General features: G+C 66.1%; 14 protein-coding genes and 1 pseudogene. 6 read left to right on the forward strand and 9 right to left on the reverse strand.

The window, feature by feature from the left end; all coding sequences use genetic code 11:
• Entirely contained in the window at positions 1-2,589 is a 2,589-nt protein-coding gene (locus OSC30_RS04610) for an MtrB/PioB family outer membrane beta-barrel protein (protein ID WP_267170656.1), read from the forward strand.
• 10 nt (positions 2,590-2,599) lie between these two features.
• A complete protein-coding gene (locus OSC30_RS04615; RefSeq protein ID WP_267170657.1) occupies positions 2,600-3,313 on the forward strand; it encodes a c-type cytochrome in 714 nt (237 codons plus the stop codon).
• Between the two features lie 180 nt (positions 3,314-3,493).
• Here the strand turns inward: OSC30_RS04615 and OSC30_RS04620 are convergent, their stop codons facing one another.
• Positions 3,494-4,321, reverse strand: coding sequence for an MBL fold metallo-hydrolase (locus OSC30_RS04620; RefSeq protein WP_267170658.1), 828 nt, complete (start codon positions 4,319-4,321; stop codon positions 3,494-3,496).
• A 170-nt stretch (positions 4,322-4,491) separates the two neighbouring features.
• Between OSC30_RS04620 and gcvA the strand changes: the two are divergent.
• Positions 4,492-5,367: pseudogene (gene gcvA / locus OSC30_RS04625) on the forward strand (transcriptional regulator GcvA); the annotation flags it as partial.
• A gap of 76 nt (positions 5,368-5,443) precedes the next feature.
• Here the strand turns inward: gcvA and OSC30_RS04630 are convergent.
• Both OSC30_RS04630 and OSC30_RS04635 read right to left on the reverse strand, forming a co-directional pair.
• Positions 5,444-6,331 (reverse strand): NAD(P)/FAD-dependent oxidoreductase, encoded by an 888-nt coding sequence (locus tag OSC30_RS04630; RefSeq protein WP_267170659.1) that lies wholly within the window; start codon positions 6,329-6,331, stop codon positions 5,444-5,446.
• A complete protein-coding gene (locus OSC30_RS04635) occupies positions 6,321-6,788 on the reverse strand; it encodes an Rrf2 family transcriptional regulator (RefSeq protein ID WP_267170660.1) in 468 nt (155 codons plus the stop codon). Before OSC30_RS04635 ends, OSC30_RS04630 begins: the two co-directional genes overlap by 11 nt.
• A gap of 51 nt (positions 6,789-6,839) precedes the next feature.
• Here OSC30_RS04635 and OSC30_RS04640 point away from each other — a divergent pair, with 51 nt between their 5' ends.
• Complete coding sequence (locus tag OSC30_RS04640; RefSeq protein ID WP_267170661.1) at positions 6,840-7,523, forward strand: class I SAM-dependent methyltransferase; 684 nt, start codon at positions 6,840-6,842, stop codon at positions 7,521-7,523.
• Between the two features lie 53 nt (positions 7,524-7,576).
• On the opposite strand, the gene OSC30_RS04645 is transcribed toward OSC30_RS04640, so the two are convergent.
• On the reverse strand, positions 7,577-8,311 hold the full coding sequence (locus OSC30_RS04645; protein ID WP_267170662.1) for an SDR family NAD(P)-dependent oxidoreductase: 735 nt from the start codon (positions 8,309-8,311) through the stop codon (positions 7,577-7,579).
• Between the two features lie 91 nt (positions 8,312-8,402).
• The gene (locus OSC30_RS04650) at positions 8,403-9,002 is read right to left on the reverse strand and encodes an NADPH-dependent F420 reductase (protein WP_267170663.1); all 600 of its coding nucleotides are present in this window, start codon (positions 9,000-9,002) and stop codon (positions 8,403-8,405) included.
• A gap of 127 nt (positions 9,003-9,129) precedes the next feature.
• On the opposite strand from OSC30_RS04650, the gene OSC30_RS04655 reads away from it, so the two are divergent.
• Positions 9,130-10,065 carry a LysR family transcriptional regulator gene (locus tag OSC30_RS04655; protein WP_267170664.1) on the forward strand — a complete coding sequence of 312 codons (936 nt, stop codon included), beginning with the start codon at positions 9,130-9,132 and terminating at the stop codon, positions 10,063-10,065.
• A 240-nt stretch (positions 10,066-10,305) separates the two neighbouring features.
• On the opposite strand, the gene OSC30_RS04660 is transcribed toward OSC30_RS04655, so the two are convergent.
• From OSC30_RS04660 to OSC30_RS04670, 3 genes are all read right to left on the reverse strand, one after another.
• Positions 10,306-10,674, reverse strand: coding sequence for an ArsR/SmtB family transcription factor (locus OSC30_RS04660; RefSeq protein WP_267170665.1), 369 nt, complete (start codon positions 10,672-10,674; stop codon positions 10,306-10,308).
• A gap of 97 nt (positions 10,675-10,771) precedes the next feature.
• Positions 10,772-11,860 carry an ACR3 family arsenite efflux transporter gene (gene arsB / locus OSC30_RS04665; protein WP_267170666.1) on the reverse strand — a complete coding sequence of 363 codons (1,089 nt, stop codon included), beginning with the start codon at positions 11,858-11,860 and terminating at the stop codon, positions 10,772-10,774.
• Entirely contained in the window at positions 11,857-12,366 is a 510-nt protein-coding gene (locus tag OSC30_RS04670) for an arsenate reductase ArsC (protein ID WP_267170667.1), read from the reverse strand. Before OSC30_RS04670 ends, arsB begins: the two co-directional genes overlap by 4 nt.
• A 139-nt stretch (positions 12,367-12,505) precedes the next feature.
• On the opposite strand from OSC30_RS04670, the gene arsH reads away from it, so the two are divergent.
• Positions 12,506-13,312, forward strand: coding sequence for an arsenical resistance protein ArsH (gene arsH / locus OSC30_RS04675; RefSeq protein ID WP_267170668.1), 807 nt, complete (start codon positions 12,506-12,508; stop codon positions 13,310-13,312).
• Positions 13,313-13,922: 610 nt separating this feature from the next.
• Here the strand turns inward: arsH and OSC30_RS04680 are convergent.
• The gene (locus OSC30_RS04680; protein ID WP_267170669.1) at positions 13,923-15,722 is read right to left on the reverse strand and encodes a hypothetical protein; all 1,800 of its coding nucleotides are present in this window, start codon (positions 15,720-15,722) and stop codon (positions 13,923-13,925) included.
• Positions 15,723-15,915 lie beyond the last annotated feature (193 nt).

Below are 15,915 nucleotides of genomic sequence, written 5' to 3' on the forward strand. Positions count from 1 at the left end.
ATGCGCACCATCCGACCCATGTCCTGCGCCATCGTGCTGGCCTTGCTGGCCGGAGCCCCGCTGGCGCACGCCAGCGACGGCAGCGACACCATGCGCGTGGGCGACATGCAGTACGGCAACGGGCTGGATCCGCGCGGCTGGTCGCCGTTGATGACGCCCGATGCCGACGGCATGTCGTGGCTGCATCCGGGCATGTTGCGCACGCCCAGCGGCGCGCTCTACCCCTACCCGTACACGCTCGCCGGCAAGCCGTTGGGGCAGGGCGGCGACTGGACCTACTGGGGCCTGCTGCAACTGGGCTACATCCACCTGGGTGGCGACAGCGACGCGGAATTCTTCCGCCAATACACCGACTGGAAGAACGGCGCGGTGCTGGGCCTGTGGGCGATGGGCTTCGACAACCGAGCGACCGGCGGCTACGTGGAGTTCCGCGGCAGCCGCATCAGCGGCGACGACCAGTACTACCGCGTGCGCGCCGGCCGTTACGGGCACTACAAGTTCCAAGCCTTCTACCGCGACATTCCGCACACGGTGTCCACCAACGCGTTCCCGATCTGGCAGGGCATCGGCGGCGGCGACCTCACCCTGCCGGCCGGGCTCACCCCGGGCGGCAGCACGATCGCGGCCGTGCAGCAGGCCTCCGACGCCGCGCCCCGGCGCACCATCGCCCTGACCCGCACGCGTAGCGGCCTGAGCCTGGAAGGCCAGCTCTACCGCGACTGGATCGGCTTCGCTTCGATCACCAACGAGGAGCGCGACGGCACCCGCCTGTGGGGTGGGCCGATGTTCTTCAATTTCGCCTTTCCCGGCACCGGCTCGCCGTTCGGCGGCAACGGCGGCGTGCTGGAGACGGTGCGCCCGATCGACTTCACCACCACCGACGTCAACCTGGGGCTGCGGCGGGTCGGCAAGGTCTGGCATTTCAACGCGCTCTACAACGGCTCGTTCTTCCGCGACCACAAGAGCACGCTGGACTACCAGAACCCGTTCCTGATCACCAACGTGATCGGCGTGCCCAACGCCGGTCCGGTAGTTGACGGCGAATACTCGCTGGAGCCGGACAACGACTATCACAACCTGCGCCTGGAACTGTCGCGCCAGCTCAAGTGGCGCGGCGAGCTCTCGCTGGCGGCGGCCTACGGCACCATGCGCCAGGACGACGCCCTGCTGCCGCCGGTCAACTGCACCGGCACGCTCGGCTTCGCGGCCGGGCCGTTCCAGCAGCTGATCCCCTGCGAGCTGTGGAACACGCCGGCGGCTCTTTCGCGCACCCATGCCAATGCGCGCATCGACACCCAGTTGTTCGACGCCAAGATCACCTTCCACCCCGGCCGCAACTTCGGCTGGCACGCGGACCTGCGCTACTACAACGAGGACAACAAGACCGATTACCTCGCCTACAACCCGCTCACCGGGCAATACGGCTACATCTCCGAGAACGGCTCGCAGGGCAGCGTGGTGCCGGGCGAGGTGGGCATCTTCGACAACGGCTACTACGCCACCTCCAACGTGCAGGTCGCCAACGTGCCGTTCGGCTACCGCGATACGCTGCTGGAACTGGGCGCGGACTGGAACGTCGGCACGTCCGATGCGCTCAGCCTGGTCTACACCTTCGACCACAACCAGCCGCGCCACCGCGAGCGCACCCGGCTGGACGAGCAGCGCATCAAACTGAGCTGGGTCAGCCGTTCGCTCGGCGATGCCACCGTGCGCGCCAGCTTCGAGTACGGCGACCGCGATGGCGGTGCCTACAACCACGATCCGTACGAGGCCTACTACTCGGCCTCGCTGCCCGGCTACACCCCCGCCGACGGCATCGCGCCGACCGCGTTCACCGTCGATGCCATGCGCAAGTACGACATGAGCGACCGCAAGGAAACCAAGGCGCGCGTGATCCTGATCTACCCGCTGGCCGACAGCAGTACCGTCTCGGCCACCTTCTACGGCAGCCGCGACCGCTACGACGCACGCATCGGCCGCCAGGACACGCGCAGCACCGGCTTCACCGGCGAGTGGGACTGGCAGCCCGCGCCGCACACCAACGCCAGCGTCTACATCGGCGCCGAGACCACCCGGCTCAAGCTGGCCAACGTCGCCGACAACGAAGCCATCGTCGGCGCCCCCGGCAGTGAAGATCCGTCCTTCGGCGGCCCGCTTTACCCGTTCGAAAACTACTGGCACGACCTGGACCGCGAGCGCGACTACAACGCCGGCATCACCTTCGCGCACGACTTCGGGCGGGTGAAGCTGGACCTGGCGTGGAATTACACCCAGTCGCTCTCGCAACTGGACTACGACTATGCCTCGCCCGGCGCACTGACCCATCCGGAAGCGGCGCCGCTACTCGATGGCAGTTTTCCCGACAACCACTACCGCTCGAGCACCTTCGACGCCAGCCTGAGCTTCCCGATCACCGCCAGCGTCGGCGTGCGGCTGTTCGGCCGCTACCAGAGCGGCAGTTTCCTCGACTGGCATTACCTGGGCTTCGACGACACGCTGGTCTACGACCACCGCATCTACACCGACCGCGGCCCGCAGATGCATTACCGCGCCGCGCTGGTCGGCGCCATGCTCAGCATCCGGCTGTGAGAGGTACTGCATGAACCGCCTACTGCTCCCACTGCTGCCCGTGCTGGCCTTCGCCTGGCTGGCGCTCCCGGCGCGTGCCAGGGCACAGGCCGACGCCGTGCCGGTCGATACTCCTCAGGCGGCCTTCCTCGACCTGCGCGCGCAGGCGCCGATCCGTGGCGATGCTGGCGCAGGCGAGGCCAAGGCGACCGTCTGTGCCGCCTGCCATGGCCCGCAAGGCATCGCGATCGCACCGAACTTTCCCAACCTGGCCGGGCAGTCGGCCACCTACCTGTACGTGCAGCTGAAGGCTTATCACCAGGGCCAGCGCAGCGATCCGGTGATGAACGGCCAGGCCGCGCCGCTCAGCGACGCCGACATGCGCGACCTGGCGAGCCACTACGCCGCGCTCGCACCCAAGCCCGCTGGCATCGCCGACGCCGGCTCGCGTGGCGCACAGCTCTACCTGGCCGGCGACCCGGCCCGCGGCATCCCGCCCTGCCAGGGCTGCCACGGCAGCGATGCGCAAGGCCCCCGCGTGCAGCCGGGCAGGGCGGCCCACCCGCCGTGGTCCACCTTTCCGCGCCTGCGAGGGCAATCGGCGATCTACCTCACCAAGCGGCTGACCGACTTCCGCCACGGCATCCGCCCCGGCACCAGCAATACACGGATCATGGAAGGGGTGGCCAGCACGCTGGACGACGCCGACGTGCAGGCCCTTGCCACCTACCTCTCCAGCCTCTGACCCGTAGGATGGGCTTCAGCCCACCGGCTTCTCCGCAAGAACGGCTGGTGGGCTGAAGCCCACCCTACGCTCCTGAGGCACCTTGCCGGGCTCCTACGGGGAGCGGGGCGGCTTGGCTTGGCCATCGCGCCATGGCCGGTGACTCACCCAGCTCGGTTGACGACCAAAAATGGCGCCGGATCAGCGGGCTTCCGAGGTGCTGGCCACCCGCGCAGCGTCGAACGCAAAGATGGATTGCTCGATGACGGCGTCCAGATTGCGCCGGTGCCATTCGCGCTCGAAGGGCGCCGGTTCGACGCCGGGCGCGATGCAGGCCTCGATCGGAATCGCGCCGATGTGCCGATCGACCTCGCGGGCTCGTCCGTTGGCGCGGATATCGACCACGGCTTCCTGCAGCCGATCCAGATAGTGGATCGCGTTGTCCAGGACGGCGACCGGAAATCGGCCCATGTGTCCGCCAATGACCGTGCCCCGGCCCCACTGCCGCATCCGGCCGATCGCGCCGCGGATCGACGCGGGGTCGGCCCTGGACAGGTAGACGGTGTTGCCGACGATGTTGTCGCCCGCGCACACCAGGTCGGCCGCGGGCACGTCCACGCTGAGGTGGTCCATGGTCTTGCCGGGGTTGTGCAGCAGGTGCAGGTCCAGTGATCCCCAGCGGATCGTCATCGCGCTGTCGAACACCACCCGCGGTTCCCGGTAGAGCTCGTCGGCCCGCCGGTTCTGCGAAAGAAAGCTGTGCCGGTGGTGCCGGTGTGCGATCGTCAGCGCGTCGGGAAAGAGCGACATGCCGGCGATGTGGTCACTCATGAAATGCGTTGCCGCGACGATCCGCACCGTCTTGCCCATGTCGTCGCACAGCACGCGGCGCAGCCAGCGCGCATCGTCCAGGCTGCCGAGCGAGTCGACCAGCAGCACGTCGTCGCCGTCCAGGAATGCGGTGGCGACCGACTCATAGTCGTTACCGACGAACATCAGTACGTTGGAACCAAGCTGTTCGAATCTCACGATGATTGCCTTGCGGTTTCGTCCGTCCCAGCGTTGCCACCGGCACGGCACGCGTCAAACGAGATGTTTTCCGGCCCGTGTTAGAAAAACTAACTTGATAGGATGCGACGACGCCCCAGGTTCGACGCCATCGTGAAACCCCGCCCCGCCCCGCCGCTCCGCTCAACGCTCTTCGAGCCTTCGAGGCGGCCGCGCGCTGCCTGAGTTTCCAGGCCGCCGCCGCGCAGTTGCATGTCACCCCGGCGGCTGTCAGCCACCAGGTGAAGCGGCTGGAGGCTTACCTGGAGGTGGAGCTGTTCCAACGTGGCCATCGCTCGGTCGCGCTGACCGCCGAGGGCGAAGCGCTGGCCGCCTCGTTGGGCGAGGTATTCGGGCTGCTCGAGCTGGCGCTGGACCGCGCCACCGCGACGGCGACGGCGCACCTGCGCGTCAGCACCATGGAATCCTTCGCCGCGAAGTGGCTTGCGCCCAGGCTGCATCGATTCCATCGCGACTGTCCCGACCTGAAGCTGCACATCGAGACGGGCGACGAACAGGCCGATGTCGCCCGCAGCGGCATCGACGTCGCCATCCGTTACGGACCCGGCGACTACACCGGCGTCCGCGCCGAGCGGCTCATGGATGCACCCGTGTTTCCGGTCTGCGCGCCGTCGCTGACGGAAGGCGGGCGAGCGCCACTGAGGACGCTCGACGACCTGCGGCACCACACGTTGATCCACGACGAAACCGCCGCCGGCCGCCCCGGCGTCCCTGACTGGTCCGCCTGGCTGGAGGCGGCTGGCGCAAAGCGTGTCGATGCGACGCGCGGTCCGGTTTTCGCGAGCATCTATCTGGCCCAGGAGGCGGCTGTCGCCGGACATGGCGTCGCGCTGGGCGTCGCGCCGCTGGTGGCGGAGGATCTGCACGGCGGGCGACTGGTCAAGCCGTTCGACCGCGCGCTCGATAACGCCTACGCGTTCTGGATCGTCCGCCGGCATGGCGCCGACGACAACCCGGCCATCGGCGCCTTCTGTCGGTGGTTGCGAAAGGAAGCATCCGCGGGGTGATCCTTCTTCACGGACGAGGTCGTGATGTCGGGTTCGGCAAGATCCGATATCTGTGCCGCGACCAAGATTTTTCCGCCTACGACACAGGCCACACCAGCGACCGATGCAGCTGGGCGCCGGCCCATGCGCCGTCGCCCACCGCGAGCGAAACCGAGTGCGGCACCCGGGCGGCATCACCGCAGGCAAACACGCCAGGCACGCTGGTCTCCTTGGTATCGCCGGTTCCGATCTGCAGGCCCATCGGCGTCTCGACGAGTTCGCAGCCCAGCTGCGCTGCGAGCGGTGTTGAAGGCTCGTTCCGCGGCGCGGTGAACAGGCCGGCGAAGCTCATCCGTCTGCCATCGGCGAGCACGATATCGGCGTTTCCGTCGATCCGACCGATGCGGGCCGTCTCGACGGTCACGCCGCGGCGCGCCAGCTCATCCGCGGACGCCTGGTCGAGTTCGAACGTGCCGTTGGGGAAGAACGTGGTCTCTCCCCATTCGGGCAGGAGCTGTGCCTGATGGGTCGACATCGGACCCGTGGCGATGACGCCGATGCGGCCCTGGTCCAGCTCGTAGCCGTGGCAGTACGGGCAATGGAAGATGTTCCTGCCCCAGCGCTCGGACAGGCCCGGAATGTCGGGCAGCCGGTCCAGTACGCCGATCGCCAGCAGCAGGCGCCTGGCCGGGTAGATCGCCTCTCCGCAGGTGATCCGGAAGTCGTCCATCGTGCCCGTTGCCTGATCGGCTTCGCCGTCCAGCCAGGTCAGCGTGGGATACGCGGCCAACTGCGCCCGGGCGACGCGGGCCAGCTCGGCGGGATCCACGCCGTCCTGGCCGAGGAATCCGTGGGAATGGCTGGCGCTGCGGTTGCGCCGCTTGCCGCCGTCGATGATGAGCACGCTGCGGCGGGCCCTGAGCAGTTGCAGGGCCGCGGCCATGCCCGAGTAGCTGCCGCCGACGACGATCACGTCATGCTTCATGGGGATGCTCCGAATGGGGATGTTCCGATCGATGGGCGCCGTGGCGGCGCGCGAAATCCGCGGCGAGCGCCGCCAGGGTGACCGACTCGAACCGCTGCAGCAGCAGCGCTTCGGCATCGGCAAAAGCCGTGTCGAGCGCCGCATTGATCGCCTGCTCGACGAGGCATTCGGGGTGCTCGTTGCGGTTGCCCACGGCGAACAGCGCGGGCTCGCCAAGTGCTTCGTGCAACTGGCGCAACGTGACCTTGGCCAGGTCCGCGGAGATGCGCCAGCCGCCGGCGTGTCCACGGTCCGCCGTAACCAGCCCCGCATCCCGCAGCAGGCCCATGGTGCGCCGGACCACCACCGGGTGCGTGCCCAGGCACTGCGCCAGGGCGTCGGACGTCATCGGGGCGTCGCGCTCGGCCATGTGCAGCAGGGCATGGAGTACGGCGGAAAGCCGGCTGTCTCGTCTCATGTAACAAACGATGTTACGTTAGTGGACCCATGTCAAGCGGCGAGTGCACCCATGTCTTCTTTCAATGATCCACAAGCGGTGGCGCGGTACACGGACGGGCCGTTGCGGCAGGTGCCCGGGCTGCATGCCCTGCACCGGATGGCCGGCCTGCTTCTGCGCGAGCACGTTCCATCCGATGGGCGCGTCCTGGTACTCGGCGCCGGCGGAGGGATGGAACTGAAGGCCTTTGCCGAGGCCTACCCGCAGTGGCGCCTGCTGGGCGTCGACCCTTCGGCGCCGATGCTGGACTTGGCCGCCGACACACTTGGGCCGCTGGCGTCGAGGGTGGAGTTGCTGGAGGGTTACATCGACGCGGCCCCGGCAACCGGGTTCGATGGGGCGGCTTGCCTGCTCACCATGCACTTCCTGTCCATCGAGGAACGCCTGCATACGCTGCGCGAGCTGAGGCGTCGACTCAAGCCCCGCGCCCCGCTCGTGATGGCCCACCACAGCGTGCCCGACGCCCCTGGCGAGAGGATGCGCTGGCTGCAGAGGCACGTGGCCTTCATGGCTTCAAACGGCATGCCGGTGGCCGACGCCGCCAGGTCGATCGAAGCGATGGCCAGTCGCTTGACACTGCTTTCTCCCGAAGCCGAAGCCGGCTTGCTGGAGCAGGCAGGCTTCGACCGACACGACCTGTTCTATGCCGCTTTCACGTTCAAGGGATGGGTGGCGTATGCCGCTCTGCAGCCCTGACGCGCTGCGGTGCTGCGAACGATCCTGTGGAGGGGCCGGCCTGGCGCAGCGCGTCAGATCTGCGCCAGGCCGCCGTCGACGGCGAGCTCGCTGGCGGTCATGAAGCTGCTGTCGGATGAGGCGAGAAAGGCCGCCCCCGCCGCGATCTCCGCCGGTTCGGCCATGCGCTGCAGCGGATTCATCAAGGCGAATACCTTCAGGCCCTCCTCGCCCACCGCGGCCTTCGCCAGTTCGGTCGCCGTCGGCCCGGGCGACAGCACGTTGACCCGGATGCCGGTGCCCTTCAGGTCCTCCGCCCAGCTCCGCGCGAGATTGCGTACCGCTGCCTTGCTCGCGCTGTAGACGCTGAATGCCGGGGCGCCCGTGGTGCCGGCGCTCGATCCGGTCAGGATAATCGAGCCGCCCTGGCCCATCAGCGGCAGTGCCTTCTGGACCGTGAAGATCGTGCCTTTCACATTGGTGTCGAAGGTTTCGTCGATCTGCTCGGCGGTGATCTCGCCCAGCGGAAGCACGCCGCCGGTGCCGGCGTTGGCGAACACGATGTCGAGGGTGCCGCGCTCCGCCTTCACCGCCGCGTAAAGCCGGTCGAGGTCGGCCAGGTCGGAGACCGACCCCTGCACCGAGCGGGCGTTGGGTCCGAGCTCGGCCACGGCGGCGTCGAGCGCTTCCTGCCGGCGGCCGTAGATGAAGACGAAGGCGCCTTCCTCGATGAAGCGCTTCGCCGCCGCGCGGCCGATGCCGGTCGCACCGCCGGTGATCACGGCGGTCTTTCCATTCAACTTGCTCATGTCATGAATCCTGGGGTGGAGGGGTTGTTGTTGCCGAAGCAGTGATGGGGGCGCGAGCCGGTCGCGATCCTGCCGCGATGGCCGTACGCGCTCACGGCTCCTGCTTGAACAGGTCCTGGAAAATCAGCGGGCCCCAGACGCGGCCGCGCGCCTGCACCAACGTGCCACCCTCATCGAATCTGCCGAGGTTGACGGGGGCGAAGCCGAGTCGCTTGGCAAGGTCCGCCACTTCCGCCGTGCCAGCTTCGTCGTCGCTCGACAGGAACACCACGCGGTGGCCGCCCTGGACAATGGGATCGGTGGCCAGGGTGCGCGCCAGCAGGTGATTGAAGCCCTTGACGAAGCTGGCGCCGGGGAACGCCTTGGCGGCGAAGGCCGATGACGGCAGACCGTCGAGAGTTTCGACGGGGTCGTTCGTATTCATCGCGTCGATGATCGTTTTGCCTTGCCAATCCGGAAGAGCCTTGGCGACCTCGCGATGCCCCTCGAACAGCACCGCCAGGATGATCACGTCCGCCTTGACGGCTTCCTGCAGTGTCCTGGGGATGACGGTGGGCCCGATCGCCTGCGCCTGCGGCAACAGTGTTTCGGGCGGCCGCCGACTGGCGACCGTGACTTCGATGTTGTTGCGGGCGAAAGCGCGGGCGAGGGCCTGGCCTATCGCGCCGAAACCGATGATGGCGTAGCTCATGGAGATGGTCCTTTTCAGTGGAGTGATCTGGCCCATGCGGGCCGGTTGCCCAACCAATCTGGGTCGCTTGACGCATCCACACAATTGACGAAACATCGCTTAATACGATCTAGTTTCTGGATAGCCCGTGCTCGACAACGTCACCATCAACCAGCTGCGTGCGTTCGTTGCGGTGTGCGATCAGGGCAGCTTCTCGGGTGCGGCGCGCAAGCTCGCACGGGCGCAGTCGGCCATCAGCCACGCGATCAAGGCACTGGAAAGTGCATTCGATGTCGAGCTGTTCGAGCGCAACACGCGCAAGGCGCAGCTCACCGCGGCAGGGCGCAGCCTTTTGCCCGACGCACGGGCGGTGATATCGCGCACGGAGGAAATGAAGAATCGCGCCGGCGCGATCGCCAGGGCCGGCGTGCCGCAGGTTTCGGTGGCAGTCGATGCCTACTTCCCGCGCACCCACCTGATTGATTGCTTGCGCACGCTGCAGGAAGAATTCCCGACCGCCGCGATCAACCTGCGCATCACCACGATGCAGGGCGGAGAGAACCTGGTGCTCGAAAAAGTTTGCGCCCTGGCCGTCACCATCGAGAACGTGCCGGAGGTGAACCCGCAAGTCATCGAACGCCACTGGCTGTGCGAAGCGGAGATGGTGACGGTATGCGCGCCATCCTATCCGCTCGCTTCGACACCCAACCCCATCCCCGTGGACGAGTTTGGCCGGCACATCCAGATCATCGTCACGGACAACCAGCCCGGCGCCGAAAAGACCCAACAAGGCGTTGCCGGCAAGCGCCAATGGCTGGTCAACGAACTCGGCGCCAAACGCGACCTGCTCAAGGCCGGCCTCGGCTGGGGCCACCTGCCACGCCATCTCGTCGCCGAGGATCTGGCCAGCGGACAGCTCATCGAACTCGAGCGTCGTGCCTGGCACATCCGCTCGCTCACGTTCGTGATCTCACAGCGCCGGGGCCACGAGCTCTCGCCCTGCGAGTCGCGGTTGGTCGAGCTTCTTGGCAACCCCAGCCCGTTACAGGAAGCGCCGGCTGGAGCTCCGTCCGGCAAGGCGTAAAAGCCTGAATCCGCGTGTTGCGGCGAAGGTGGCCGAGGCAATCAAGCCACGAACTGCACCGCTACGCGCACGTCTGTAGTCCCGCTGTCTGGAACGTCCGGCGAGCGCTGCGATGGGGCGGGCTGCGCGTCAATTACGCGGGTCCTCCTGCTATCCATGGAAAGCGCTTTTGATGCCTTGGCCGGCGTCCGCTTCCGGCCAAAAAACAGACATCCTCAGTAACCTCGGCAGCCGCCTACCTCACCTCGACGAAACCATCCGCTTGCGGGAGTGAGTCGCGGAAGCCGCGGTGTCAGCTCGAGTCGTTGACGCACAGGCGCGACCCGTTGCGGCACAACAGTTCTCGGTGAGGAATCCCATCAGCCGGTTCATCGTGTCCATGGAGACTGCGTAGAAGATGAAGCGACCTTCCTGACGGCTGGTGAGCAGACCAGCGTGCACCAGCTCCTTCAGGTGGAAGGACAACGTTGCATTGGCGACCCCGAGCCGCTCCGCGATGGCGCTGGCCGCCAAGCCATCGGGGGCATGCTCAACGAGCAGCCGATAGACGGCCAGGCGCGATTCCTGCGCGAGGGCGGACAGTACCGTGATGGCTTGTTTGGTCTGCATGCGATGCTCGGAACTGCTGGGCTGAGACAGTGTACGGAAACGCCGGATCCTGTATTCGACTGCAAGAGACGCCTGATCCTTGCGTGAAGCGCTGCCGTCAGACCGTTTGGGCTTCGTACCAGCGCTTGCTGGTGCTCACGATCCGAACCACCGAGAGCATCACCGGGACTTCGATCAGCACCCCCACGACGGTCGCCAGCGCGGCGCCCGAGTGCACGCCGAAGAGTCCTACGGCCGTGGCCACGGCCAGTTCGAAGAAGTTGCTCGCACCAATCAGAGCCGAAGGTGCGGCGACGCAGTGCGGCACGCGGAGGGCGCGATTGAGGAGATACGCCAATGCGGAGTTGCCGTAGACCTGGATGAGGATCGGCACCGCCAGCATCGCAATGACCAGCGGCTGGGCGACGATCTGCTGCCCCTGAAAGCCGAACAGCAGCACCAGGGTCAGTAGCAAGGCGCCCAGGGACAGCGGCCCCAGCCGCGCCAACAAGCGCTCCAACGCCTGGGGGCCGCCGCGTGCCAGTACTGCTCGACGCGCCACGGCGCCGAACAAGACTGGCACAAGGATATAGAGCACTACTGACAGGATGAGGGTGTTCCACGGCACGGTGATCGCCGAAATGCCCAGCAGTAGACCCACGATCGGCGCGAAGGCCACCACCATGATCGCGTCGTTCAACGCGACCTGGCTTAGCGTGAAGTTGGGCTCGCCGTTGCACAGGTTGCTCCACACGAACACCATCGCCGTGCACGGCGCTGCCGCCAGCAGGATGAGTCCGGCCACGTACGAATCCAGTTGGTCGGCTGGCAACCAGGCGGCAAAGACGTGGCGGATGAAGATCCAGCCCAGCAACGCCATCGAGAAGGGCTTCACCGCCCAGTTGATGAAGAGCGTGACGCCGATGCCTTTCCATTGCCGGCGCACGCCGCCAAGGGCGCCAAAGTCGATCTTCAGCAGCATGGGGACGATCATCAGCCAGATAAGTACCGCCACCGGCACGTTGACATGCGCCACTTCCATGCCCCCCAGCGCCGCGAAGGTGCCGGGAAGCAGGTGTCCCAGCAGAGTGCCGGCCACGATGCATAGCAACACCCAAGCGGTCAGGTAGCGCTCGAAGGTGCCGATACGGTTGCCGACTGGGGAGCTGGCACAGGCCTCGCCTGCCGGCAGGGACACCTGACTCATGCCTTGTCCTCGTCTTCATCGGTGATCGTGCCGATACGGTCCAGCGCCTGCTTGAGCTCCTCCCGATTTAGGGTTTCCACCGGAAGTTCAATCAACGCCGCCACGCGGTAGAGGATGAGCGTGTGCGCTCGCCGAAACGCTTCCAATGCGGCCCCGCGGGCCGGCGCTGCAGCTGGATCGGGCAAGCCCCAATGGCTTTTGATGAAGTCGCCGAAGAGCACCGGACAGGCCTCGTTGGCCGCGTTGTCGCAGACCGTGATGACGATATCCAGCGGCGGGGCGCCTTCCTCGCTGAAGCGGTCCCACGACTTGCTGAGGAGGCCTTCGGTCGGAATGCCCGCGGACTGAAGCTCCTCCAGCGCATAAGGGTTGACCTGGCCGGCAGGCTGGCTGCCCGCGCTGTAGGCCTCGAAGCGGCTCTTGCCCAGATGGTTGAGTGTGGCTTCGGACAGGATGCTGCGGGCCGAGTTGCCAGTACAGATGAAAAGGACACGGCACGGATTCATGGCGGTTTTCGGTGAGCGGTTGGTGCAGCTGGGAGGGCAACCGGACGTGGGTGGCAGGTCGGCACCCTGCGGTTGCGGTTTTGTTTCTATATTTCTATATTCATCGAATTATATGACCAGTGCAAGGCCAGAATCCGCCATGACAGAAGAGCTGCCGCACATCGATTCCAGGCTGTTGGATACGCCGAGCCTGGCGAAACTGTCCCTTTCGACGGGGGCTGACCATCCCCCGCGCATCTTGATCCTGTACGGCTCGCTGCGACCCCAATCCTTCAGCCGCAAGCTCGCGCTGGAAGCCGAACGCATCCTTCGGCGGTTCGGCGCCGACACCCGGGTGTTTGATCCGCACGACTTGCCGATACTCGATAGCGTGCCGGCGACCCACCCGAAGGTGCAGGAACTGCGGGCACTGTCGCTGTGGTCCGAAGGACAGGTGTGGGTGAGTCCGGAGCGGCACGGCACGATCACCGGAGTATTCAAGAATCAGATCGACTGGTTGCCGCTCGAGGACGGCAGCGTGCGGCCGACCCAGGGGCGCACCCTGGCGGTCATGCAGGTGTGCGGCGGCTCTCAGTCATTCAATGTGGTCAACGCTCTGCGCGTGCTGGGCCGGTGGATGCGCATGGTGACCATCCCGAACCAGTCGTCGGTGGCCAAGGCCTGGCAGGAGTTCGACGAACACGGCCGGATGAAATCCTCAGCGTTCTACGACCGGGTGGTGGACGTGATGGAAGAGCTGTTCAAGTTCACCTTGCTGGTGCGCGACCGCAGCGACTACCTGGTTGACCGCTACAGCGAGCGAAAAGGGGCCGTCCAGGCGCGGGCGGTGTCCGCGGCAGCAGCGGTCACCGAGCCAGCCGCAGTCCACGCCTCGCGTCCCTTGGCCCAACCGGCCAATGACGCCGTTCGACCGCGCAGCCCTTGTTGTGCCAGCGGGAGCTGCTAACGGGCGTTGGACTGAGGCAAGCCACATGCGGGGATGCCGGCCTCAGATGGCCTGGGTTAGTGGTCGAGTCGCACGAACGCGGCATTTAGGACGGTCCGGGCACAGCTCCCATCGCTCTAGCCGACCAGCCCGCCAGTGCGTTCAGGCCAGGCCTCGGTAGAGAAAAGATGAGGCCGGCAGTCCGCTGTCGCTTTCAAGCGAATGCCCCTTCGCCACGGTTGGGGTAGACGAGTGCCGCTACATATTTTTCGAGGTCCGGCACGCGTGTTTGGCGTTACGAAAAGTGGAACGGGGGCGAATCTGCCAGCACGATTTGCACCGTGGTCCGTCCTATTTCAGATCCGCTGAGCGGGATCGCGGCCGAGCCTTCCCCGATCTCGATTCAAAGGCATGCGCCGACGACATCGCTGTCCACGGATTCCACGTCGCAGATGCTCACGTGCGCATTACTGACAGAGCGAGCTGAAGCGGCGAAGTGTGCGCTTGTCAAAGTCCCTTTCGATGGCGCGGTTGATCGCGCGGTCGAACGTCCGCTTCCGGCCAGGAGCCACCATGGGAGCTCTCGACGCCTGAAAAAAGGAGGCGCCTTTCGGGCGCCTCGGGAAACGGTTCAGTGGACCCAGCCGAGGCTGTCAGGGGAACCGTCCGGATGGTCGTGCCAGCGCAGGCGGTTCTGCCCGTCCGTGCATCCGACGCCCTGGGCTTCGGTGGACACCGCGCCGTTGAGTGCGGTCAGCGCGGACTGGTAGCAGCTTCCCTGGCTGTCGCCGAAGCGGTACGCGGCCTGGCTCTTCCAGCTGCGGTCCTGGTTCACCCGAAGGTCGCGCGTGTGGCTGGAGACGAAGTTGTCGCGCACGCGGCTGGTGTAGGTGCCGAAGCCGCCTTTGAGGTACGACGCATCCAGGTTGCGGTGCTGCTCGACGCTGATGCTTCCCTTCGAAGGCACCGCTTCGGGCTCGTCGGAAACGAAGACGTACCCGTCCATGTCGTAGAACCATTGCAGCGGGTAGGAAGCGGTGACTACGTCATCCTGCAGTACGACGCCCGCGCGGGTGCGGCGGCTGTGCTGCTGCGTCTGGCTGGCCAGCCACAAGTGCTCCTGGTAGTGCCGGTACTCGGGAAACTGCAGGCCGTCGAAATAGAACACCTGCGTGTTGAGGAAATGGCTGATCTGGTGGACGCTGGTATCGACCCGGCCGCGGGAAGTCATCATGTAGCCCTCGATGTCGAAATCGTGATCGAGGCGTGTCGATGCGCGTACCGTGCCCGAGTCGCCATTCTTCCGGACGGTGTCGTTGATGAGCGGGAGCGTCCTCTCTCCATTCAACGTATTGACCGTCACGAAGCCGTTGACCATCGTTGATCCCTTGTCGAGGTAGACCAGCAGATAGGCGTTCGCGGGCAGGCTGAGTTCAATCCGGTGCTTGCCTGTCCGGTTGAGATACGGGGCGAACGGGGTCAGGTCCACGCGATAGGGAACGTGGTTGAGCATCTGGGGCGGCTGCACCGGGGCGTTGAGCGTCCTCGGGAAATAATTGTTGAGGTCGGCGGACAGGGCCGGAAAGACCGGGGCGATGCCGGCGGCCACGCCATCGACGCGAACCAGTATTTCCTCGAAGCTGCTGCCGGCGCATCCCTGGCCCGGCGCGAAGATGCCGAGCTGCTGCGCACCGCCCGGCGCCAGCGACGAAAAGAAGGGCAATTCCGAGTTGTAGGCTTCCTGGTCGGAAGCGCAGGTGAACCACCAGGGCCGCGCGTTATAGACGTCCAGATAGGCGCGAACGATGTTGTGTGGAAGCGTGATCAGCGAGTTCCGGGTCACCGGATACACGCTGTCGGGCGTCTTCGACGCGGGCGTGCGGGAAGAGGCCGGATAAAAGAGCAGCCGCGCGCTCAGCGTGGCATCCACACTCATCTCGTTGTACCAATAGGTCTGTTCCGGGACCAGGCCGGCCTGGCCCTTGTGCGCGCGGATCAGGAGCGGGGCGAGATCGGTGACGTCGCGCTCGACCTGCCAGCTTGCCGGCGTGGGCTGCCTGGCCATGGCCAGGCCGCCTTCGAAGAGTGGGATGTTTCCCAGACGGATGTAGGCGTTGGTCGCGTCCTCATATGAGCCGTCCGGCGACTCGGTGACGCCAACCTGCAGGATGACTTTCGACCACGGCCCCAGGCAGCCCGAAGGCGGGGCATAGACATAGCTGGAGGGGCTCATCTCCGCCACGCCCAGGTTCTGGAACAGGTTCACCACGCAGGGCGCGCCTGCCGGAACAGGCAGGCCAGGCGTCACGGTGGCCACGCCCGTTGTGCCAATTTGCAGCGGCTGTGCGGGTGTCCGGCTTCCCTGGGATGCGAACGCGGCAAGGGCGGGGACAAGCAACGACGCGGCGACGATGCGACGCGCGAGCCGCAAGAATTTCATGATGAATTCTCCCTGATCCCCTGCGCGCGGATGCTAGGTCTGCATTTGTCACGGCTCCGCATAACACCGCCCAGCCCGCTCTGCGAAACTTCTTGCGAACCATCAGCAGGCACACCGGCTACGCCGATCCGCTCGCGATGCTCGGGCGAGTGCGTGCAAAGGAGTCCAGCGCAACGACGAAGGA

Source organism: Frateuria hangzhouensis, from assembly GCF_026410505.1.
GTDB classification, from domain to species: Bacteria; Pseudomonadota; Gammaproteobacteria; order Xanthomonadales; family Rhodanobacteraceae; genus Frateuria_A; species Frateuria_A hangzhouensis.

What these genes read in the sequence shown, in the direction of transcription:
- OSC30_RS04610 (WP_267170656.1), top strand. Translation starts at nt 1, where the DNA reads ATGCGCACCATCCGACCCATGTCCTGCGCCATCGTGCTGGCCTTGCTG.
- OSC30_RS04615 (WP_267170657.1), top strand. Translation starts at nt 2,600, where the DNA reads ATGAACCGCCTACTGCTCCCACTGCTGCCCGTGCTGGCCTTCGCCTGG.
- OSC30_RS04630 (WP_267170659.1), bottom strand. Translation starts at nt 6,331, where the DNA reads ATGAAGCATGACGTGATCGTCGTCGGCGGCAGCTACTCGGGCATGGCC.
- OSC30_RS04635 (WP_267170660.1), bottom strand. Translation starts at nt 6,788, where the DNA reads ATGAGACGAGACAGCCGGCTTTCCGCCGTACTCCATGCCCTGCTGCAC.
- OSC30_RS04640 (WP_267170661.1), top strand. Translation starts at nt 6,840, where the DNA reads ATGTCTTCTTTCAATGATCCACAAGCGGTGGCGCGGTACACGGACGGG.
- OSC30_RS04645 (WP_267170662.1), bottom strand. Translation starts at nt 8,311, where the DNA reads ATGAGCAAGTTGAATGGAAAGACCGCCGTGATCACCGGCGGTGCGACC.
- OSC30_RS04650 (WP_267170663.1), bottom strand. Translation starts at nt 9,002, where the DNA reads ATGAGCTACGCCATCATCGGTTTCGGCGCGATAGGCCAGGCCCTCGCC.
- OSC30_RS04660 (WP_267170665.1), bottom strand. Translation starts at nt 10,674, where the DNA reads ATGCAGACCAAACAAGCCATCACGGTACTGTCCGCCCTCGCGCAGGAA.
- arsB (WP_267170666.1), bottom strand. Translation starts at nt 11,860, where the DNA reads ATGAGTCAGGTGTCCCTGCCGGCAGGCGAGGCCTGTGCCAGCTCCCCA.
- OSC30_RS04670 (WP_267170667.1), bottom strand. Translation starts at nt 12,366, where the DNA reads ATGAATCCGTGCCGTGTCCTTTTCATCTGTACTGGCAACTCGGCCCGC.
- arsH (WP_267170668.1), top strand. Translation starts at nt 12,506, where the DNA reads ATGACAGAAGAGCTGCCGCACATCGATTCCAGGCTGTTGGATACGCCG.